This window comes from Ruminococcus sp. OA3 (assembly GCF_022440845.1).
Classification (GTDB): domain Bacteria; phylum Bacillota; class Clostridia; order Lachnospirales; family Lachnospiraceae; genus Ruminococcus_G.
This window is the reverse complement of record NZ_JAKNTO010000001.1, coordinates 614,247-636,286: the sequence shown is the minus strand read 5'-3', so window position 1 is coordinate 636,286 and position 22,040 is coordinate 614,247. Positions and strand designations below refer to the sequence as shown.

Sequence of the window (22,040 nt, the reverse complement as noted above, 5' to 3'; positions counted from 1 at the left end):
CAGAGACAGACGCACCGTTTTGTATGGCAGTGGATAGAATGGAGACATCGTCATGAATTATATTGTATTTGACCTGGAATGGAATCAATGCCCGTTTGGAAAGGACAGGGAGAACCCCCGCCTTCCCTTTGAGATTATTGAAATAGGGGCAGTAAAGCTTGATGAGGGAAAAAAAGTGCTGGGAGAATTCCACCGGCTGATTCATCCCATGGTCTACAAAAGAATACATTTCAGAACAAAAGAAATCCTGGGGATGAGCATGAAAATGCTGGAATCGGGTGACTTTTTTTATGATGCGATCAAAGACTTTCTGGAGTGGTGCGGTGAAGACTACAGGTTTTGCTCCTGGGGAAGCATGGATTTGACAGAGCTTCAGCGAAACATGAAATATTACGGTCTGCTGGATCTGATCAAAGGACCCATACGGTACTATGATGTCCAGAAATTATTCAGTCTGGAATATGAGGATGGCAAAAGCAGGCGGTCTTTGGAATATGGAATCGATTACCTGAACATTGAAAAGACAAGAGATTTTCACCATGCTCTGACAGATGCGTATTATACAGCTGATATCCTGGCACGGATTGATGAGGATATGATGCGGATGAATGACTCGATCGACTGCTACCAGAACCCACAATCCAGGGAAGAAGAGATTCATGTCATCAGTGAGAGTTATGAAAAATATATTTCACGCGAATTCGAGAGTAAGGAAGATGCGATGAAGGAGCGTGAAATCAGTGCAAGCAGGTGCTTTCTGTGCGGCAAAAATGTGCGGAAAAAAATTCGGTGGTTTTCCATCAATTCCAAGAGTTATTACTGTGTGGCATACTGTGGAAAGCATGGTTATCTGAAAGGCAAGATCCGGATGAAGAAGGCGGAAGATGGGAAGTTTTATGTTGTAAAAACTATAAAACTTGCAGGAGAAGATGAAGCGGTTGAAATCCGGGAAAAGCGGGATATCTTAAAAAGAAAACGAAGTCAGAAAAAGAAAGAGGCAAAACAGCGATTAACCATTGACAATCTGTAAATAATATACGTATAATATAGCAAAGTGTGCGGTTAAAACTGCCGTCAGCCGACGGTATCAGCGCAAAAGGAAAAATAACTGAGACGGAGACAGTAGTCTGTTTTGAAGTTTGAAAGCGAGCCGGAGATGGTGAAAGACCGGTATCAGTAGAAACAGAGGAAAATCACTCCTGAGTTGCCAATCTGAAAAGGATGACAGTCCCCAAGTAAGAGATGCCGGAATTCCCCCGTTACAGGGAACGCGTATGGTAGTATGTTGTAACAGGTGGCTGCGAAGCTTTTGGCTCTCGTCCTATTACAGGACGGGAGCTTCATTTATTTTACCAGGATAAGGAGGAACAAACAGCATGTATAAGAAAGTGTCAACAAATCTCAATTTTGTAGACAGGGAAAAAGACGTTGAGAAATTTTGGAGTGACCATCAGATCTTCGAAAAGAGTATGGAGAACAGAAAAGAATGTCCGACATATACATTTTACGATGGACCGCCTACGGCTAACGGAAAGCCTCATATCGGACATGTGCTCACGCGCGTGATCAAGGATATGATTCCGCGTTACCGCACGATGAAGGGGTATATGGTTCCACGTAAAGCCGGATGGGATACCCACGGGCTTCCGGTAGAACTCGAAGTTGAAAAACTACTTGGACTGGACGGAAAGGAACAGATTGAAGAATACGGTCTGGAGCCTTTCATCAAACATTGTAAAGAGAGTGTCTGGAAATATAAAGGGATGTGGGAAGATTTTTCCAACCAGGTAGGGTTCTGGGCTGATATGGAAAATCCTTATGTGACCTATGAAAATGATTTTATAGAATCGGAATGGTGGGCGCTGAAACAGATATGGGAGAAAGACCTTCTCTATAAAGGATATAAGATCGTACCTTACTGTCCGAGATGCGGAACCCCACTTTCCAGCCATGAGGTAGCGCAGGGGTATAAAGATGTAAAAGAACGTTCAGCGATCGTTCGGTTTAAGGTAAAAGAAGAAGATGCCTATATTCTGGCGTGGACCACAACACCGTGGACTTTGCCATCCAATGTCGGACTCTGTGTGAACCCGGAGGAAACATATGTAAAAGTTAAGGCGGCAGACGGTTATACGTATTATTTAGCGGAGGCTCTGCTTGACACCGTTCTCGGAGGACTGGCAGAAGAAGGAAAGCCGGCATATGAAGTTCTGGAAACGTACAAAGGACAGGAACTGGAATATAAGGAATACGAGCCACTGTATGATTTTGTTACACCGATATGTGAAAAACAGAAGAAAAAATCTCATTTTATAACGTGTGACGGTTATGTAACGCTCACTGACGGCACCGGTGTCGTTCATATCGCTCCGGCATTCGGTGAGGATGATGCGAATGTGGGAAGAAAGTATGATCTGCCGTTCGTGCAGCTGGTTGATGACAAGGGTGAGATGACAAAAGAGACGCCGTGGGCCGGTACCTTCTGTAAAAAAGCGGACCCTGCGATCCTGCAGGATCTGAAAGACAGGGCGCTTCTGTTTGCTGCACCGGTGTTTGAGCACAGTTATCCACACTGCTGGCGGTGTGATACGCCGTTGATCTACTATGCCCGGGAATCCTGGTTTATCAGGATGGCAGCTGTCAAAGACGACCTGATCCGCAACAACAACACCATTAACTGGATACCGGAAAGCATCGGAAAAGGACGTTTTGGCGACTGGCTGGAAAATGTCCAGGACTGGGGCATCAGCCGTAACCGCTATTGGGGAACGCCACTGAACATCTGGGAATGTGAATGCGGTCATATGCATTCGATCGGCAGTATCAAAGAGCTGAAAGAAATGTCTGATAACTGTCCGGATGATATCGAGCTGCACCGTCCGTATATTGACAGTGTCACCGTCACATGCCCGGAATGCGGTAAACAGATGCACCGGGTACCGGAGGTGATCGACTGCTGGTTTGACTCCGGTTCCATGCCGTTTGCACAGCACCACTATCCGTTTGAGAATAAGGAAATATTTGAAGCGCAGTATCCTGCACAGTTTATCTCGGAGGCTGTTGACCAGACCAGGGGATGGTTCTATTCTCTGCTGGCGATTTCAACGCTGATCTTTAACAGGGCGCCGTATGAAAATGTAATCGTACTGGGCCATGTACAGGACGAAAACGGTCAGAAGATGAGCAAATCCAAAGGAAATGCAGTCGATCCGTTTGACGCGTTGAATCAGTACGGAGCCGATGCGATTCGCTGGTATTTCTATGTCAACAGCGCACCGTGGCTTCCGAATCGTTTTCACGGAAAAGCGGTTACAGAAGGACAGCGTAAATTCCTTGGAACACTGTGGAACACGTATGCATTCTTTGTTCTGTACGGGGAGATCGACCAGTTTGATGCCACGAAATATACGCTGGAGTATGATAAATTATCTGTAATGGATAAATGGCTGCTCTCCAAACTGAATACACTGATAAAGACTGTAGATGAGAATCTGGAAAATTATAAAATTCCGGAAACTGCAAGGGCGCTGCAGGATTTTGTGGACGACATGAGTAACTGGTATGTCAGAAGAAGCCGCGAACGTTTCTGGGCAAAGGGAATGGAGCAGGATAAGATCAATGCCTATATGACGCTGTACACAGCTCTTGTGACAGTATCAAAAGTAGCGGCACCCATGATTCCGTTCATGACAGAGGACATTTACCAGAATCTTGTCCGCAGCATTGATGATAATGCACCGGAAAGTGTACATCTTTGTGATTTCCCGAAAGCAAACGAGGCATGGATCGATACCAGGCTGGAAGAAGATATGGAAGATCTTCTGAAAATCGTTGTTCTGGGAAGAGCATGCAGAAATGCGGCTAATGTGAAGAACCGTCAGCCGATCGGCAATATGTATGTAAAAGCACCGTTTACCCTCTCTGATTTCTATAAGCAGATCATTGAGGAAGAACTGAATGTCAAGAATATGTCTTTTACAGATGAGCTGGATAACTTTATAACTTACACCTTTAAACCGCAGCTTAAGACGGTGGGTCCAAAATATGGAAAACTCCTGGGCGGCATCAAATCAGCACTTTCAGAGATCGACGGCAGCCAGGCTATGACACAGCTGAAAGAGTGCGGAGAGCTTAAACTTGACATAAATGGTGAGGAAGTTATATTATTAGAGCAGGATTTGCTCATTGATACGGCCCGGATGGAGGGGTATGTATCCGAATCTGACAATGAAGTCACCGTGGTTCTGGACACGAATCTGACACCGGAACTGGTGGAGGAAGGCTTTGTGCGGGAACTGATCAGCAAGATTCAGACGATGCGTAAAGAGGCCGGATTTGAGGTGACGGATAAGATTAAAGTATATGAAGCAGACAATCAGATAATAGAAGGCATCATGAGGGTACACGAATCTGAAATAAAATCAGAAGTACTTGCCCTTGAAATTGTCTATAACAATACAGAGGGATATACAAAAGAATGGAATATCAATTCCGAAAAAGTTACGCTGTCGGTAGAGAAGATAGAGGGATAAGTACGTAACTCCATATTGGTAAAAGAAGGAGGATGTTATGCAAAACAAGCGATTTGACAAAGTTCAATTCAAAAAAGAGGTTAAGGACAACGTAAAGGTTCTGTACAGAAAAACGATTGATGAGGCTACACCTCAGCAGGTATTCCAGGCAGTGGCATATGCTGTGAAAGATGTAATAATTGACAACTGGCTGAACACACAGGAGACATTTAAGAAAGAAGATCCTAAGACTGTTTATTACATGTCCATGGAGTTTCTGATGGGTAGAGCGCTTGGAAATAACCTGATCAATTTAACCGCTTATCAGGAAGTAAAAGAGGCACTGGAGGAGCTGGGATTTGACCTTAATGTGATTGAAGACCAGGAACCGGATGCAGCTCTTGGAAACGGAGGTCTTGGACGTCTTGCTGCTTGTTTTCTGGATTCTCTTGCAACACTGGGTTACAGTGCATATGGCTGCGGAATCCGTTACCGTTACGGTATGTTCAAACAGGAGATCCGTGACGGCTACCAGATAGAGGTGCCGGATAACTGGCTGAAGGACGGCAATCCATTTGAACTGCGCAGACCGGAATACGCAAAAGAGGTAAAATTCGGCGGGTACGTCAAAGTAGAGCATGATCCTGCGACGGGAAGGAATAACTTTATCCAGGAAGGATATCAGTCCGTTATGGCGATCCCGTATGATATGCCGATCGTCGGTTATGGGAACGGTGTCGTAAATACACTTCGTATCTGGGATGCCGAGGCGATTGACACTTTCCAGTTGGATTCCTTCGACAAAGGTGATTACAAGAAAGCGGTTGAACAGGAGAACCTGGCGAAGAACATCGTTGAGGTACTCTACCCGAATGATAATCACTATGCGGGTAAAGAACTGCGTCTGAAACAGCAGTATTTCTTCATCTCTGCAAGCATTCAGGCTGCGGTTGCAAAATACAAAAAAGCGCACAGCGATATTCACAGACTGTATGAAAAAGTGACATTCCAGATGAATGACACACATCCGACAGTCGCAGTGGCAGAGCTTATGCGTATCCTGATGGATGAGGAAGGGCTTACCTGGGAAGAAGCCTGGGAAGTCACAACGAAGACATGTGCTTATACGAATCATACCATCATGGCAGAAGCGCTCGAGAAGTGGCCAATCGAGCTGTTTTCAAGATTGCTGCCGAGAATTTATCAGATCATTGAGGAGATCAACAGAAGATTCCTGATCGAGATCAATGATAAGTATCCTGGAAACCAGGAGAAAGTAAAGAAGATGGCGATCATCTATGACGGGCAGATCAAGATGGCCCATATGGCAATCGTAGGCGGATATTCCGTCAATGGTGTTGCAAGACTCCATACGGAGATCCTGGAAAAACAGGAGCTGAAAGACTTCTATGAGATGATGCCGGAGAAATTTAATAACAAGACGAACGGTATCACCCAGAGAAGATTCCTGCTCCATGGGAACCCGCTGCTCGCAGACTGGGTAACCGCCCATATCGGAAAAGAGTGGATCACTGATCTTTCTCAGATTAAAAAGCTGGAACTCTATGTGGATGATAAGAAGGCTCAGGCAGAGTTCATGAATATCAAGTATCAGAACAAAGTCCGCCTTGCAAAATACATCCTGGAGCATAATAATATCGAAGTTGATCCCCGCTCTATCTTTGATGTACAGGTCAAACGTCTGCACGAGTATAAACGTCAGCTGATGAATATCCTGCATGTGATGTATCTGTATAATAAGATCAAAGAGCATCCGGATATGGAATTCTATCCGAGAACCTTTATCTTCGGTGCAAAAGCGGCAGCAGGATATAAGAGAGCTAAACTGACGATCAAGCTGATCAACTCTGTTGCCGATGTTATCAACAACGATGCATCCATCGGAGGTAAGCTGAAAGTTGTATTTATCGAAGACTACCGTGTGAGCAATGCGGAGTGGATCTTTGCAGCGGCAGATGTATCGGAACAGATCTCAACCGCCAGCAAAGAGGCGTCAGGCACCGGCAACATGAAATTTATGCTGAATGGGGCTCCCACACTGGGAACCATGGACGGTGCAAATGTAGAGATTGTAGAGGAAGTCGGAGAAGAGAATGCATTTATCTTCGGATTGTCTGCGGATGAAGTCATTAACTTCGAGAAAAACGGCGGCTATGATCCGAACTATTATTTCAATACAGATCAGGAGATTCGTCAGGTGCTGATGTCCCTGATCAACGGTACATTCTCAAGCGATACAGAGATGTTCCGGGATATCTATGATTCTCTGCTGAACACAAACAGCAGTGACCGCGCGGATACATACTTTATCCTTGCGGATTTCAAGAGCTATGCGCTGGCACAGGAGAAAGTTGAAGCTGCATACAGAGATGAGGAAAAATGGGCTCGGATGGCAATGCTGAATGTGGCAAGATCCGGCAAGTTTACATCTGACAGAACGATCCAGCAGTATGTGGATGAGATCTGGCATTTGGATCAGGTGAAAGTAAAATAGAATTTTAAGCAGAAGAGTGCCGACATTTGTCGGCGCTCTTTGTCTGTTAAATACGCGGAAGGACTGAGAGGTGAAACCCAACGTTTTACTTTGACATCGCATATGCGGTATGATAAACTTAAAAGGATTAGGCAGGGATAATACCGAGTCCTTATGCGCGGACTTGAAAACAGAGGTGAATACGTTGGACAAGACGGAATATCAAATAAAATTGGACCAGATCAATGAACTGGTTGATAAACAGGATTTTGAGGGGGCACTTGAGATTGTAGACACGATCGACTGGCGCAGAGTAAAAAGCGTCAGAACACTTTGCATGGTGGCTGATATCTATGAAGTGAATGACAGGCTGGATGACGGCAAGAGGATATTACTCCTGGCATATAAGAGGTCATCCATTGGAAAGATCATCCTGTATCGTCTGGTGGAGGTATGTCTGAAGCTGGGAGAGACGGATGAAGCAGTCGATTATTATACGGAATATGAGCAAAATGCACCGGGTGACAGTTCAAAATATATTCTGAAATATAAGATATATAAAGCCAAAAGAGCACCCATTGAAGATCTCATAGCGATTCTGGAAGAATATAAGAGCAAAGAATACACAGAACGCTGGGCATATGAGCTGGCTCGTCTTTACCAGAAGGCCGGAATGAAAGAAAAATGCGTTCAGGAATGCGATGATCTGATCCTCTGGTTCAGCGAGGGAAAATATGTCGTAAAAGCCATGGAACTTAAGATGGACTATGAGTCACTGACTCCATCACAGCAGGCGAAATATGACAGCAGAGATCTTGAAGAAGATAAGGAACCGGAAACGCCTAAACCGGTAAGATCAATAAAAAAGAAACCATCAGAAAAAACGGTGAATCCAGAAATACAACCGGATTTTTCAGAGCCGGAAGGTCTGGCAGAAGCTGAAGCGGCGATTGCGTCGCAGCCTCAGGAGGAATCTGCAGATGAATCCGTGACTTATGCCCAGCCGGGTCCGATAGAACCCGAAAAGCTGCAGGAAAAACTGGCATCCAGTCTGAGAGACGTGTTGTCGGGTATACATAAAACAAAAGAACTGCTGATGCCCAGATATGATGACGAGGAAGAAGAGGAACAGCTTGGGGCGCAGTCCAGTATCGATTATCAGTCAGTGAAAGAGCTGGAACCGGAAAGCTTCGGAAATACGACGGTACTGCCGGCAGAGAAACTTCAGAAAATACGTACTCAGGAACCGGAGAATCCACAGCCTGCAGCTGTATCAGAGGAAGAACCCGCCGAAAAGGACGATGTTCTCCGTCAGCTGCTGGAGGAGACAGCCAGCCAGATGGCACAGCAGATTACTACCGGAGAATTCCAGAAAGAGGAAGAAGCTGCTGCCGTTCAGGAAACTGCAGAGGAGAAGACAGAAGAAGCTGCAGCAGAAGAGGAGTCCTCAGAGGAAGAGGCAGCCGCTCCCGAAGCGGAAATCTTGACGGACACCTTGCAGGAAAAAGAAGAGGCCTCAGAGAATGAACCTCAGGAGCCGGTGAGTGATGATTTGATTCGCGATCTTATGGCAGAGGGATTTGAAGAGGAGGACGAAGAAGAAACCGCGGAGGAAGCTGCGGAAACTGAAGATATCAGACTGGAAGAGAGTATTATTGCTCAGGTGTTTGCGGAAAGTGAAGAACCGCAGGGTGCTGAACAGACGGGAGATACACAGGAGTTTAGTCTGGAGGATGAGTATGCAAAGCAGATGATTTTGCAGAAAGAGCCTTCAAATGAATCTGAACACGGGAAATCGATCGAAGAACGGATTCTGGAAGAAGAGACTCCGGAGGAGAGAAGAACACGTATTCTGAATGATACACGCCCTGACAAACTTTCAGATGAACAGAAGAAACTGTTCTCATATTTTGCAAAAGTTCCGGGCATGGATGATCAGATTCTGAATGCGATGACAGGCGTTTATAATAATGCGGGTGATAAGACGTCAAAGCGGGGCAATATTGCAGTTATGGGAAGGCCGGGAAGCGGAAAGACCAGGCTGACAGACAGTCTGGTGCTTGCAATATGTAAGGACCTGGGGCTGGAAGCTGTGAAGATGGCACGCATTGACGGGGAATCCTTTAATGAAAAAGATCCGGTTCAGGTGGTAGGTAAATTGGCTGGTGGATTTTTGCTGATAGAGCATGCCGGAGGAATGTCGGAAGATACGATCAATCAGTTGTCAAGGGCACTTTCGTTTCGGACAGACAGTCTGGTGCTTATCATTGAAGACGAAAAAACGAGCATGCGCAGCCTGTTGAATCAGCATCCTGAATTTGCGGAGAAGTTTGACGCAGTCATATCCATACCGGTATTTACCAACGATGAGCTTGTAACCTTTGCAAGAACTTATGCCAGAGAGCAGGGATATAAGATCGATGAACTGGGTGTACTGGCACTGTATACCAGAATCGGAGAAAAGCAGACAGAGGAAGAGCCAATGACCGTGGCAAGTGTTAAAGAAATGATCGATTACGCCATTTCAAAAGCTCACAGAGGTAAAATAGGCAGAAAAGTTTCCAGCAGAAGACTGGATCCGGAAGGACGTATTATTCTTTTCGAAAAAGATTTTGATTTTTAATATGATGAAGTGGGAGGCTGTTGTAAAGGTTTTGCAGCAGCTTCCGTTTTTTTTAAAGGAGATTTATGAGTGAACAGAAAACCCCACGTCTGGGAAATCCAAAGGAAACCATTGCGGTACTGCAGAAATATAATTTTACTTTTCAGAAAAAGTTTGGACAGAACTTTTTGATTGATACACATGTTCTGGACAAGATCATCGCTGCTGCGGGAATTACAAAAGAAGACTTTGTGATAGAGGTCGGACCGGGAATCGGTACGATGACACAGTATCTGGCGTGTGCAGCCAGAGAAGTCTGTGCAGTAGAGATTGATAAGGCATTGATTCCGATTCTTGAGGATACTTTGAAGGGTTATGACAATGTAAGTATCATAAATGAAGATATTTTGAAAGTAGATATCAGGAAACTGGCTGAGGAAAAGAATCAGGGAAGACCGGTCAAGGTCGTGGCAAATCTCCCCTATTATATTACGACACCTATCATTATGGGATTGTTTGAGAACCATGTGCCGCTGGCATCTGTCACTGTCATGGTTCAGAAAGAGGTAGCGCTTAGAATGCAGGCAGCTCCGGGAACGAAGGACTACGGTGCACTTTCGCTTGCAGTTCAGTATTACGCAGAACCGTACCTTGTTGCAAATGTGCCCCCTAATTGTTTTATGCCAAGACCCAATGTAGGAAGTGCGGTGATCCGTTTAAAAAGATATGATAGTCCACCTGTCTCTGTTAATGATGAGAGGCTGATGTTCAGGATCATCAGAGCTTCCTTTAACCAGAGAAGAAAAACGCTTGTCAATGGTCTGAAAAATTCAGGAGAATTTGAATATCCGAAAGAAGCCATAGAACAGGCGATAGTGGAATGTGGACTTTCGCGCAATATCAGGGGCGAAGCATTGACACTGGATGAATTTGCCCGGTTAAGCAATGTTCTGGAAAGTATCTCGAAATAAAAAACGTATACAGTATAAAAGCCGTTTCCTGTGGGGAAACGGCTTTTTTTAAAGGAAGGAGAGTCGATTTTCATCGACATATGAAAAAGAAAATCAATAAAATAATATAAGAGTTTGTTTATTATTTTATAGTCCCAGTATACCCGTTAAATGTGTTGAAAGCATGTTGTAGATGTAAAAAAACCATGAATAAATAAATAAAGATTTATGAATATGTTTATGGTTTTTTAAGACACCTGAATCAGTGTCCGTGTTATAATGAGCGCATAAGAAACGAACTCTCAGGAGGTCGGTTTGAAGATGAAATTGGCGAACAGCGAGGAGGTTATTACCTTATGAAAATCAACAGAAAAACCGCCGGTATCATGGCGGTGATAAGTCTGGCATGTGCGGTGCTGGGACCGGTGAACGTCCAGGCAGACAGTAAGGCGGACCTGAACAAACCCTATATTGCATTGGGAGCTGATCTGAACCAGCAGGAGCGGGCGACAGTCCTGGAACTTCTGGATGTTACGGAGGATGAATTAAAAGATTATACGGTTGCAACCGTTACAAATGGAATGGAGCATGAATATCTGGATGCTTATTTATCTGCCAGCGTCATCGGAAGCAGGGCACTTTCTTCTGTAAAAGTCATCGGTAAAAAAGATGGGTACGGGATCAAAGTACAGACAAAAAATATTTCTTACTGCACAACGGGAATGTATCAGAATGCACTTGTAACAGCGGGTATGAAGAATGCAGATGTTACAGTAGCCGGACCGTTTAATATATCGGGAACGGCGGCTCTTGTAGGGGCAATGGAAGCCTATGAGAATATGACGGGGGATGTTATCCAGCCTGATAATGTTGAAGCCGCTACGAATGAACTCGTTGTCACCAGTGAACTGGGCGAAGTGATCGGGGATCAGGATAAGGCAGAAGAACTGATCGGTGCAGTGAAGGATATTATTGTGGCAGAAGAGATTCAGGATCCGGAACTGATTGAGGAGAAAGTGTCAGAGACGGCTGATAAACTGGAAGTATCACTGTCTGAGGAGGATAAGCAGCAGATCGTGGAACTGATGCAGAAGATCGCAGATCTGGACCTGGACATTGATTCCCTGAAGCAGCAGGCAAAGGAACTTTATGATAAACTTGGCAGCCTGGGCGTGGACCTGAATATCAGTAAGACTGACGTAGATGGATTCTTTGCTAAGATGGGCACATCAGCAAAAGAGCTTTGGGACAGCATAAAAGATTTTTTCGCCGGATTGTTTAATTAAGACAGTATTTTACGGTATGTTACAGCATAATACACAGTACGAGTTATAATCTCGTGGTATTAATATACAAAAACCAAAGAAAAACAAGAAGAAAATTGTGTACTTTAACAACATATTTACCGTTTGTTCATAATATGTTCATAATTGATTGCTATTATAATTATAGTCCAACAAGGACGATGGTTTGTATATTGTAATGATTCATTACACATATAAAATTTTTTCATAATAATTGCCCCGGCATTGGTGTCGGGGCACTCCTCATTTTGTGGGGATTTTTTTATGAACTACTCAGGTGGGAATAATTTATCCCATGCTGCTCATACTATTCACGAGGTGATGATATGGACAAGGACAGGCAGGAAGAGTTCAGCCGCAGGAAGAGCAACGAAAAATTTAACAGTATAACACAGAAGGTGAAACCGGAAAATCAGAACCAGACGCATAACGTCAGGTCAGAAGCGGTAGAACCAAAGAACAGACAAGTATAAGCAGCCCTGGGGGCTGCTTTTATTTAGGCACCCCCGGGAACTGAAAAGACAGTATTTTTATACGGCTTACTTCAGACAGGCATAGGAGCTACAAAGAAGTACATCAGAATAAAATGACAGATACTGCCGCCCATCACAAACAGATGGAAGATCTCATGTGAGCCGAAGTTCTTGTGTTTAGAGTTAAAAAGCGGCACTTTCAGCGCATAGATGATACCACCTATGGTGTAAATGATACCGCCCGCCAACAGCCATCCGAAGGCCGGTCTGGAAAGAGTCTGCAGGATCTGTGAAAAAGCAAGGACGCACAGCCATCCCATTCCGATGTAAATGATGGAAGAAAACCACTTAGGGCAATTGATCCAGAGACCCTTGATCAGAATGCCAATGAATGCCACAGTCCAAACAAGGGCGCAGAGGAGCGTTCCTGTTTTTCCGTGGAGTACGATCAGACAGATGGGAGTATAGCTTCCGGCAATTAATATGAAGATCATCATATGATCCATTTTTTTCAGGCGTTTATTAACTTGTTCATTGACATTGAGCGTATGATATATGGTGCTTGCAGCGTACAGCAATACCATACTGAGTATGAAGATTGCAAGCGCAATCATATGAAGTATATCAGGCACTCTTGCAGCCTTTATCAACAGTGGTGCGGCACCGAGCAGCGCCAGAATCATTCCGATAAAATGTGTGACAGCGCTACCGGGATCTTTTGGTTTCCATCTTTCTTTCATAATAATCGCCTCCAACAAATGTAGTAATAAAAACTATGTGTTAATATATTATATACTACAACAAAGGTTTTTAAAAATCAAGGTTATATTAATAAAAAATTGGTAAATGAAAAGTATGTTATTATTACATCCGACGGAAAAAAAAATAAACTGCCGTAAACTGAAAAAATCAGGTTTACGGCAGTCTTTTCTACTTTGTGTATGATGATACTGCATTTTCTGGATATAATAAAAACAATATCAGTCTAACTTAATATTTGAAAACAGGGACCCCAGGCTTGTGGTAGCAGATTCAGACTCCGGAAGCTCATATGATTCTTCAACGATATCTGTTGCTGTGGCATCGTTTAAAGCTTTCATGCTGAGGCTGATCTTACCGTCTTTGACAGCTGTAATTTTTACTTTCACAACGTCGCCCACATTTAACACGGCATCAGGGGATTTGATTCTTTTTTCACTGATCTGTGATATGTGGACGAGGCCGGAGAGTCCGTTGCCGAGATTGACAAAAGCACCATAAGGTTTGATCGTCTCAACAGTACCCTCTGTGACAAGACCAATTTCCACATTGGAGATTTTTCTTCTGCGCTCTTCCCCCGCTTTCTCGCGAAGCAGTTCTTTGGCGGAGAGGATCAGTTTCCTGTTGTTTTCATCTACTTCAAAAACCTGTACCTGGAGTGGCTGATTCAGATATGGCGTGGTGTCTTCGATATATTCCAGAGACAGCTTGGAGATGGGAATAAATCCGCGGATACCTTCCACATATGCGACCACACCGCTTTTTACGATACCTTTTACGATGACATCCAGAACGGTTTTGTCCTCTTTCATCTGTTTGAGTTTCTGCCATGCCAGAACATCATTCGCTTCTACTTTTGAAAGGAGGATACTTCCATGACCATTGTCCGTTTTAATAACGGTTGCAGTGACAGTGTCTCCCACCTGAACTTCATCTTTGACCATGAAGCCTGGTTCACGGCTGAAATCTTCCGTGCGGATAATGCCTTCTGTGTAGGACTGCAGATCCAGAGTGACTTCTTCTTCTGAGACTGCAATGACGGTGCCTGTAAGAATATCGCCTTCTTCGACTTTCTTAAAAGAAGCGTCAAGCTCATTCTCGAAATCGGCCATGGTGGGGGTGTTGTTGTTTTCTTTGTCCATATAAATCCTCCTTTGTGTACGTCTGCTGTTTACTGTATACATTGAATCAGGCAGGAAAAGCCGTGTTCGCCGCATATACGTACATTATAACACGATTTAAGGGATTCGCAAGTTTTGACAAAAATGAAGGAGAATATTTGTTCCGTGTGTATAGATTTGACCATAGAATTATGGTACTATGATGATAAGAATGAAGGGAGTGAGAGATTGCATTGGAGAAGAAACAGGAGATATACATTTTAGGACATAAAAATCCGGATACAGACTCAATTTGTTCAGCGATTGCATATGCTGATATGAAGAACCGTACAGAAGACGGTACATTTATACCAATGAGAGCGGGAGTCATCAACGAGGAAACGGAATATGTGCTGACGAGATTTCAGGTACCTGCACCGGCATATCTGGCGGATGTTGGGACTCAGGTACGGGATATGGATATTCACAAGACGCAGGGAACCAGAAGCAACGTATCTGTAAAAAATGCATTTAATCTGATGAAAGACAATGGGGCCGTGACACTTCCGATAACAGATGATGAGGGTTATCTGGAAGGGCTGATCACGATCGGAGATATTGCAAGATCCTACATGGATGCCTATGATAATACCGTTATAGCTGCTGCCAGAACCCAGTATAGAAATATTGCAGAGACATTAAATGGAGAGATTCTGGTAGGTGATGCAGATGCCTATTTCGATAAAGGAAAAGCCGTGATCGGTGCATCAAATCCCGACAAGATGGAAGAGTTTATCAATGATGGGGACCTCGTAATTCTTGGAAACCGTTCGGAGGACCATCTCTGTGCGGTGGAGCAGAACGCAAGCTGTATCATTATCGCTCTTGGAGCTAAAGTTTCCGCAGTGATCCAGAAGTTTGCACGGGAGAATAACTGTGTGATCATTACAACACCTTACGATACACTTACAATAGCGAAGCTGATCAACCAGAGTATACCGGTACGGCATCTGATGAAGACAAAGAACCTCATTACATTTCGGACAGATGATTTCACAGATGATATCCGGGATATCATGGGAAAGAACAGACACAGAGATTTCCCCGTACTTGACAGGCAGGGGAAATACGTGGGTACAGTTTCCAGACGAAATCTTTTGAATATTAATAAAAAGCAGGTTATTTTAGTGGACCACAATGAGAAATCACAGGCGGTCGATAATATTCAGGAAGCGGAAATCATTGAGATCATAGATCATCACCGCATCGGTTCACTTCAGACGATACAGCCTGTTGTATTCCGCAATCAGCCGGTCGGATGTACGGCGACGATCATTTATCAGCTCTATGATGAAAAGAATCTGGAAATCTTACCGGATATTGCAGGTTTGCTGTGTGCTGCAATCATTTCAGATACATTGATGTTCCGCTCGCCGACTTGTACGGCATTTGATAAGATGGCGGCAAAAGAACTGGCAAGTATAGCCGGAATCCAGATTGAAGAATTTGCCGCTGAGATGTTCAAGGCAGGCAGCAATCTGGAGAACAAGTCTCCTGAAGAAATTTTCTATCAGGACTTTAAGAAGTTTATCGTGGATGATGCTACTTTTGGGGTTGGACAGATTAATTCTATGTCAGCTGAGGAGCTGCAGCATATCAAGGACAGGCTGCAGCCGAATATTGAGCGTGAGTGCGGACGTAACGGACTGCAGATGGTATTTTTTATGCTGACAAATATCATGGATGAGTCTACAGAGCTGCTGCTAAACGGTGAGGGAGCGGCGCATCTGGTAACTCAGGCGTTTGAGGACGCTGAGATTACAGAGGGGTTTTGCAAACTTCCGGGTGTTGTATCCAGGAAAAAGCAACTGATCCCGGCATTTATGAGAGCCCTTCAGGAGTCATAGACGGAGGGCAGTACGGATTTTGGAATCGGAGGTTTAAATGGGAAAACAGGAATGGAAGCCCGGAAATATGCTCTATCCGCTTCCGGCTGTCATGGTGAGTGTGACAGACGGAAAGGGCAGAGACAATATTATAACCGTGGCATGGACGGGGACTGTGTGCACAAATCCGCCAATGGTATCAATATCAGTGAGACCCGAACGTTTTTCTTACCATATGATCAGAGAGACGGGAGAGTTTGTGATTAATCTCACGACAGAGGACCTTGTATACGCAACAGATTACTGCGGTGTGCGTTCAGGGAAAGATGAAGATAAATTTGAAAAAATGAAACTGCACAAGGAGAAAGCATCCAAAGTCAGTGCGCCTATGATACAGGAATCTCCGGTCAATCTGGAATGCAGGGTGAAAAAAGTGGAGGAACTTGGCTCGCACCATATGTTTCTGGCTGAGGTGGTTGCAGTTCATGCCGATGAAGCCTATATAAATAGTAAGAATAAATTTCAGCTTTTCAAAGCGAAGCCTATGGTATATTCGCATGGCTCTTACTATGGTCTCGGAAAGATGCTGGGAACATTCGGGTACAGCGTGAAGAAAAAATGAAAATATGAAGGATTGGAGTCTGAAAACTTCATTTCAGGCAGGAAACACCCCGTTTTTTAAAGCAAAATGAAATTTTTTGATGAAACGCCGTCTATTTTTTTAATTTTTTCTTGTTTTGACGGGAATGCCATGGTATAATCCCATTGAGCAAAGGGAAACTCACAGGAGTGCGCTTTTGCGCACTTTTTTGTGTGGTACGAAAAATAGAAGGAAAATACAGGAGGTATACACATGTCGTATGTTGATGAAGTCTACGCATCGGTCGTAGCAAAAAACCCAAGTGAACCGGAATTCCATCAGGCAGTAAAAGAAGTATTGGATTCACTGCGTCCGGTTATCGATGCAAATGAAGATCTTTACAGAAGAGAAGCTCTGCTGGAGAGACTGGTCGAGCCGGAACGCCAGATTAAATTCAGAGTTCCGTGGGTTGATGATAAAGGTCAGGTTCAGGTTAACGTAGGTTACCGTGTACAGTTCAACAGTGCAATCGGACCGTACAAGGGAGGTCTTCGTCTTCATCCGTCTGTTAATATCGGTATCATTAAATTCCTTGGTTTTGAACAGATTTTTAAGAACTCACTGACAAGTCTGCCGATCGGCGGTGGTAAAGGCGGATCGGATTTTGATCCCAAGGGAAAATCTGACCGCGAAGTTATGGCATTCTGCCAGAGCTTTATGACAGAGCTCTCCAAATATATCGGACCGAACACAGATGTTCCGGCTGGTGACATCGGAACAGGTGCCAGAGAGATTGGATATATGTACGGACAGTATAAAAAAATCCGTACGGCGAATGACGGAATCCTGACCGGAAAAGGTCTTTCCTATGGAGGGTCTCTGGCAAGGACAGAGGCTACAGGATATGGTCTTCTGTATCTGACAGAAGAGCTGCTGAAGATCAACGGTATCGATATTGCAGGCAAGACATGCGTGGTATCCGGTTCCGGTAACGTTGCCACCTATGCAATCGAGAAAGCACATCAGCTGGGCGCTAAATGTGTAACATGTTCTGACTCTACAGGATGGGTATACGATCCGGAGGGTATCGATGTGGCTGCGCTCAAAGAGATCAAAGAAGTAAAACGTGCAAGGCTGACAGAGTACAAAAAATACCGTCCGAACTCCGAATATCATGAAGGAAGAGGCGTATGGTCTGTTAAGGCTGACATTGCACTCCCATGTGCAACGCAGAATGAACTGCTGCTGGATGATGCAAAACAGCTCGTAGCAAACGGTTGTCTGGCAGTATGTGAAGGTGCTAATATGCCTACAACCCTGGAAGCTACAGAGTACCTGCAGAACAATAAGGTAATCTTCGCTCCTGGCAAAGCGGCAAATGCGGGCGGTGTAGCAACTTCTGCGCTGGAAATGTCACAGAACAGCGAACGTCTGAGCTGGAGTTTCGAGGAAGTAGATGCAAAACTGAAACAGATCATGGTAAACATCACACACAACATGGATGATGCTGCAAAGCGTTACGGTTTTGAAGGCAACTATGTAGTGGGTGCAAATATTGCAGGGTTTGAGAAGGTTGCAGATGCTATGCTGGCACAGGGTATCGTTTAAAATTAAACAGAATTTTTCAGATAAAATGGCACTGGGCGGTTATCTCTCAGTGCCATTTTGGCGACGCTAAATTTAATTTTTGTATATAAAGTTTGGCTCTAAAGTTCGGCCAGTACCTCATCCAGACTGGGCATAGCCGGAATGGCGCCTCTTTTTTCCACACATAAGCCAGCCACTGTGTTTGCAAATTTCAGGAATTCCAGACCCTGGTCTTCTGTTAAATCATCAGGATGGATGCCGGTGGAGGCAAATCTGGACAGGATACCTCCCCAGAAAGAGTCTCCGGCCCCGGTGGTGTCTGCTACTTTCCTGTGTGATCCCTTTGCATGTACGACAAAATCCTTTGTACGCATCAGTGCACCGTCTTTCCCCAGGGTGACAACAGCACAGGAAACCCCCTGTTCGATCAGCCGTCCGGCTGCGTTTTCTGGATCTTGGACGCCTGTCAGGAGCGCTGTTTCCTCATCAGAAATCTTCATGATGTCTACCGAAGAAATGGGTCTTCGCATCTGCTCCATTGCAGCTTCGGGACTTTTCCACAGAAGGGCACGGTAATTGGGATCATAGGATATCAGTGCCGTGCACTCTTTCGCTTTTTCAATCGCATACATCGTTGCGCTTCTGCTCGGTTCGTCGGTGAGAGACAGAGAGCCACAGTGGAAGATTCTGGTCTGTTTCAAAAGATCTTCCGATACTTCTTCCTTATGAAGCTTAGTGTCGGCTCCGGGTTTTCTTGCGAAAGAAAAACTGCGCTCACCGTTTTCTAAAGCCACGAAGGCTAACGTGGTGAAGTAATCCGGATCAAAAATCAGGCCGGAGGTATCGATCCCGCATTCCTCCAGGGTATCTTTTAATAAATGGCCGTGCATATCCTCCCCCACTTTTCCAATGAACGCGGTTTTCTGACCCAGGCGCGACAAAGCTGCCAGCACATTTGCCGGAGCACCGCCCGGATTCTGCTCAAACAGAGCGCGCCCGTCCTGGCTGGTACCGTACGGTGTGAAGTCAATCAACAATTCTCCCAGGGCAATTACATCAAACATATCGTTATCCTCCTATTGAAAAACATTTCCGTTGTCTAAAAAATCTATAATCTGGTATAAAGAAGCTCCGACAACAGCAGCATACTGATCGCTTGCACCCATGCGGAGCCGCGGTTCGTAAAACGGGAAAGAGGAGAGCTCTTTCATGTACTGTTTTAACAGAGCCAGATCGTCCTGAATGAGATAAGGGCGCAGCGCACCGCTGAAAATAAGGTCGCAGTCAATCAGCATCAGGGTATTGTTCAGCGTCATAGCCAGATAATGAAGATACTGATGCCAGATATGGAGACAGTTACCGTCACCGCTTCGAAGTTTTGGGAAGAAGGTTTCCAGAGTTTCTTCTGCGTTTTCTTCCAGTGCATCTACGGAGCAGTAAGCTTCCACACACCCGGACCTTCCGCAATAACATGCTCTGCCATTTGGGACCAGCGTCATATGTTCCAGAGTTCCGCTCAGACTTCCGATTCCCTGGTGAATCTTGCCGTTTATGACCAGAGCAGCTCCAAAATTGTGGTTTAGCCAGAGAAACAGAGAATCGTTTAAGTCTGAGCTAAGCCAGATTTCCGCAAAACCAGCGGCTTCTGAATCGTGGATGAAGATACAGGGCCACTTTATAAAGCGTGCAAATTCTTCCAGGTAGAGTCCGGTGCAGTTCATCAGCTCACCGAAGAGAATGGTAGAACGGTCTGGTGAGATAAGCCCCTGAATGGCGATACCAACACCTAAAATATTCTCTTTATCATAAGGCAGGGAGGCAATAAAACTGTTGATCCAGTTGCCCAGCGCACAGTAGTAGAGCTCATTATTTTGAAAAGGCAGTGTTAAAGTATCCTGCTTTAGAGGTGTACCATAGAGATCGACTGCTATGATGTAGGCTTTCTTTTTCAGGACTTCTACACCCACGGATATGCGGGCAGTTTCATTACAACGTATGATCTGCGCTTTTCGGCCGCCTGAAGCGGAGGATTCGTAAAAACCATCTTTTCGGATTAAGTTCAATGATTCCAGCTCTTTCAGGTTTTGTGTGATGGTGGGCATGCTCAGCTGAAGGGTTTTTGCCAGCTGCTGCTTTGAAGTCTGCCGTGCATGATAGATCGCAGTGAAGACATTGTTACGGTTTGTCCGTTTGATCTCATTGTTGGTTATTTTGTTCATATTTAAATTCCTTTGTTTATAATCTGAATAAAACAATTATACAAAATGGGTTTATGAAATATGTTGTTCCATATATTTAATGATAAAACAAATTATCAAAAGAAACTATTGGTAAAAATAAACAAAAAAATCGGATTATTTTTTATGAAACAGTGCTAATTGACAATGTATAGTATTGGGGGTATGATAGGCTCATAAGTTTAGAAAAGGCGTTTTGCATAACCTGTTTTACTAACTGGAATTATTTGGATAATAAAAAATTATATTCAGGAAAGGAAATATGAAAAATGACATCTAGAGAACGAGTGAGAAAGGCGTTAAATCATGAAGTGTCAGACCGTGTTCCGATCGATCTGGGGTCCACACCGGTGACGACCATACATGCACTGGCGTTGAAAAATCTGCGAAAGCAGCTGGGGCTGGAAGACCATATTATAACATTGACGGATCCGTTGCTGCAGTGCGGCGCTGTAGAGCAGGATGTTATAGATGCACTGCAGATTGACTGTGTAGGAGTCTGGGGGATTACAAATACGGCAGGTGTGCCGAATAAGGATTTTAAAAGATGGACGCTTCCGGATGGAACGCAGGTTCTCGTGAGCGGAGAGTTTGCATACACGGTAGGAGATGACGGCGCACTCTATGCATATGCGGGCGGAGATATGAACTATCCTCCGAGTGCAAAGATGCCTGGGGGCGGGTTTTATTTTGATCCCATTGTACGCCAGGAGGACCTGGATACAAAGACCGAGTGGAATGCCAGAAAAGACTATGAGGGTATGTATCGCCTGTTCACTGATGAGGAACTGAAAGCCTGTGAGGATCAGTCTGAAGATCTGTTCAATAATACGCAGTGTTCCCTGGTTGGACGCTATGACTGGGGTGGTCTGGGGGACGCGTTCCATGTACCGGGCCCGTGGCAGAAGGAAACTCCGGGTGTGCGCAATATGCCGGACTGGCTGATGACCATGTGCGAAGAGCCGGATTATATGAAAGATCTGTTTGATATGCAGTCAGAAATCGCAATTGAGAATCTGAAGCTTTACAAAGAAGCGGTTGGCGACCGTATCGATGTGATCGAACTTTCCGCAACAGATTTTGCACATCAGACCAGTCTGATGGTGTCCAAAGAAATCTTTCAGGAAATTTTTAAGCCGTATTATAAACGGATGAATGACTGGATACATGCAAATACCAACTGGAAAATATTCATTCATTCCTGCGGTGCGATCACGTCCATTCTGCCGGACTTTATAGAAGCCGGATTTGATATCCTCAATCCGATCCAGGTATCTGCCAGGGGTATGGATGCGGAGACGCTAAAGAGTACATTTGGAAAAGATATCGTATTCTGGGGTGGCGGCTGTAATCCGCAGAAGACGATGCCCACGGCTAAGCCGGAGGAAGTGTATGACCAGACCCGTGCGGCAGCAAAAATCCTGTCCAGAGGCGGCGGTTTCATCGGCGGAAATATCCACAATGTTCAGCCGGATGTTCCGGCAGAAAACCTGCTGGCTGAACTGCAGGCATTGAAAGATACGGTACCGCAGGAAGAATAAGGGGAGAAGGGATTAG

At 44.7% G+C, this 22,040-nt stretch carries 15 protein-coding genes; 11 read left to right on the top strand and 4 right to left on the bottom strand.

Annotated elements, in window-relative coordinates; all coding sequences use genetic code 11:
• Nucleotides 1-52: 52 nt before the first annotated feature.
• The 7 genes from MCG98_RS02965 to MCG98_RS02935 all read left to right on the top strand — a co-directional run bounded on the left by MCG98_RS02965 (nucleotide 53) and on the right by MCG98_RS02935 (nucleotide 12,334).
• Nucleotides 53-1,030 carry a 3'-5' exonuclease gene (locus MCG98_RS02965; RefSeq protein ID WP_240300365.1) on the top strand — a complete coding sequence of 326 codons (978 nt, stop codon included), beginning with the start codon at nucleotides 53-55 and terminating at the stop codon, nucleotides 1,028-1,030.
• A 346-nt stretch (nucleotides 1,031-1,376) separates the two neighbouring features.
• Nucleotides 1,377-4,532 carry an isoleucine--tRNA ligase gene (gene ileS, locus MCG98_RS02960; protein WP_240300364.1) on the top strand — a complete coding sequence of 1,052 codons (3,156 nt, stop codon included), beginning with the start codon at nucleotides 1,377-1,379 and terminating at the stop codon, nucleotides 4,530-4,532.
• 37 nt (nucleotides 4,533-4,569) lie between these two features.
• The gene (locus MCG98_RS02955) at nucleotides 4,570-7,026 is read left to right on the top strand and encodes a glycogen/starch/alpha-glucan phosphorylase (protein ID WP_240300363.1); all 2,457 of its coding nucleotides are present in this window, start codon (nucleotides 4,570-4,572) and stop codon (nucleotides 7,024-7,026) included.
• A gap of 184 nt (nucleotides 7,027-7,210) precedes the next feature.
• Complete coding sequence (locus MCG98_RS02950) at nucleotides 7,211-9,628, top strand: ATP-binding protein (RefSeq protein ID WP_240300362.1); 2,418 nt, start codon at nucleotides 7,211-7,213, stop codon at nucleotides 9,626-9,628.
• Nucleotides 9,629-9,693: 65 nt separating this feature from the next.
• Complete coding sequence (gene rsmA / locus MCG98_RS02945; protein WP_240300361.1) at nucleotides 9,694-10,578, top strand: 16S rRNA (adenine(1518)-N(6)/adenine(1519)-N(6))-dimethyltransferase RsmA; 885 nt, start codon at nucleotides 9,694-9,696, stop codon at nucleotides 10,576-10,578.
• Between the two features lie 335 nt (nucleotides 10,579-10,913).
• Complete coding sequence (locus tag MCG98_RS02940; protein ID WP_240300360.1) at nucleotides 10,914-11,843, top strand: DUF1002 domain-containing protein; 930 nt, start codon at nucleotides 10,914-10,916, stop codon at nucleotides 11,841-11,843.
• 344 nt (nucleotides 11,844-12,187) lie between these two features.
• A complete protein-coding gene (locus MCG98_RS02935; RefSeq protein ID WP_240300359.1) occupies nucleotides 12,188-12,334 on the top strand; it encodes a hypothetical protein in 147 nt (48 codons plus the stop codon).
• Between the two features lie 71 nt (nucleotides 12,335-12,405).
• Here MCG98_RS02935 and MCG98_RS02930 read toward each other — a convergent pair whose 3' ends face one another.
• Together MCG98_RS02930 and MCG98_RS02925 are read right to left on the bottom strand one after the other, a co-directional pair.
• Nucleotides 12,406-13,074, bottom strand: a complete 669-nt coding sequence (locus MCG98_RS02930; RefSeq protein WP_240300358.1) for a hemolysin III family protein — start codon at nucleotides 13,072-13,074, stop codon at nucleotides 12,406-12,408.
• A gap of 240 nt (nucleotides 13,075-13,314) precedes the next feature.
• Complete coding sequence (locus MCG98_RS02925; RefSeq protein ID WP_240300357.1) at nucleotides 13,315-14,235, bottom strand: S1 RNA-binding domain-containing protein; 921 nt, start codon at nucleotides 14,233-14,235, stop codon at nucleotides 13,315-13,317.
• 206 nt (nucleotides 14,236-14,441) lie between these two features.
• Here MCG98_RS02925 and MCG98_RS02920 point away from each other — a divergent pair, with 206 nt between their 5' ends.
• The 3 genes from MCG98_RS02920 (at nucleotide 14,442) to gdhA (ending at nucleotide 18,267) form a co-directional block, all read left to right on the top strand.
• Nucleotides 14,442-16,100 (top strand): putative manganese-dependent inorganic diphosphatase, encoded by a 1,659-nt coding sequence (locus MCG98_RS02920; protein ID WP_345891706.1) that lies wholly within the window; start codon nucleotides 14,442-14,444, stop codon nucleotides 16,098-16,100.
• A gap of 37 nt (nucleotides 16,101-16,137) precedes the next feature.
• Entirely contained in the window at nucleotides 16,138-16,701 is a 564-nt protein-coding gene (locus MCG98_RS02915) for a flavin reductase family protein (RefSeq protein WP_240300355.1), read from the top strand.
• A 231-nt stretch (nucleotides 16,702-16,932) separates the two neighbouring features.
• Nucleotides 16,933-18,267: an NADP-specific glutamate dehydrogenase gene (gdhA, locus tag MCG98_RS02910; protein ID WP_240300354.1), complete on the top strand. Its 1,335-nt coding sequence runs from the start codon at nucleotides 16,933-16,935 to the stop codon at nucleotides 18,265-18,267.
• A 98-nt stretch (nucleotides 18,268-18,365) separates the two neighbouring features.
• Here the strand turns inward: gdhA and MCG98_RS02905 are convergent, their stop codons facing one another.
• Nucleotides 18,366-19,310, bottom strand: a complete 945-nt coding sequence (locus tag MCG98_RS02905) for a carbohydrate kinase (RefSeq protein ID WP_240300353.1) — start codon at nucleotides 19,308-19,310, stop codon at nucleotides 18,366-18,368.
• Nucleotides 19,311-19,322: 12 nt separating this feature from the next.
• Nucleotides 19,323-20,465, bottom strand: a complete 1,143-nt coding sequence (locus tag MCG98_RS02900; RefSeq protein WP_240300352.1) for an ROK family transcriptional regulator — start codon at nucleotides 20,463-20,465, stop codon at nucleotides 19,323-19,325.
• 287 nt (nucleotides 20,466-20,752) lie between these two features.
• Here MCG98_RS02900 and MCG98_RS02895 point away from each other — a divergent pair, with 287 nt between their 5' ends.
• Nucleotides 20,753-22,024: a uroporphyrinogen decarboxylase family protein gene (locus tag MCG98_RS02895; RefSeq protein WP_240300351.1), complete on the top strand. Its 1,272-nt coding sequence runs from the start codon at nucleotides 20,753-20,755 to the stop codon at nucleotides 22,022-22,024.
• Nucleotides 22,025-22,040 lie beyond the last annotated feature (16 nt).

Bases quoted from the DNA above. Each gene is read 5' to 3' on its own strand.
- MCG98_RS02905 (WP_240300353.1), bottom strand. From the start codon at position 19,310: ATGTTTGATGTAATTGCCCTGGGAGAATTGTTGATTGACTTCACACCG.
- gdhA (WP_240300354.1), top strand. From the start codon at position 16,933: ATGTCGTATGTTGATGAAGTCTACGCATCGGTCGTAGCAAAAAACCCA.
- MCG98_RS02940 (WP_240300360.1), top strand. From the start codon at position 10,914: ATGAAAATCAACAGAAAAACCGCCGGTATCATGGCGGTGATAAGTCTG.
- MCG98_RS02935 (WP_240300359.1), top strand. From the start codon at position 12,188: ATGGACAAGGACAGGCAGGAAGAGTTCAGCCGCAGGAAGAGCAACGAA.
- MCG98_RS02925 (WP_240300357.1), bottom strand. From the start codon at position 14,235: ATGGACAAAGAAAACAACAACACCCCCACCATGGCCGATTTCGAGAAT.
- ileS (WP_240300364.1), top strand. From the start codon at position 1,377: ATGTATAAGAAAGTGTCAACAAATCTCAATTTTGTAGACAGGGAAAAA.
- MCG98_RS02930 (WP_240300358.1), bottom strand. From the start codon at position 13,074: ATGAAAGAAAGATGGAAACCAAAAGATCCCGGTAGCGCTGTCACACAT.
- rsmA (WP_240300361.1), top strand. From the start codon at position 9,694: ATGAGTGAACAGAAAACCCCACGTCTGGGAAATCCAAAGGAAACCATT.
- MCG98_RS02900 (WP_240300352.1), bottom strand. From the start codon at position 20,465: ATGAACAAAATAACCAACAATGAGATCAAACGGACAAACCGTAACAAT.
- MCG98_RS02965 (WP_240300365.1), top strand. From the start codon at position 53: ATGAATTATATTGTATTTGACCTGGAATGGAATCAATGCCCGTTTGGA.
- MCG98_RS02915 (WP_240300355.1), top strand. From the start codon at position 16,138: ATGGGAAAACAGGAATGGAAGCCCGGAAATATGCTCTATCCGCTTCCG.
- MCG98_RS02895 (WP_240300351.1), top strand. From the start codon at position 20,753: ATGACATCTAGAGAACGAGTGAGAAAGGCGTTAAATCATGAAGTGTCA.
- MCG98_RS02955 (WP_240300363.1), top strand. From the start codon at position 4,570: ATGCAAAACAAGCGATTTGACAAAGTTCAATTCAAAAAAGAGGTTAAG.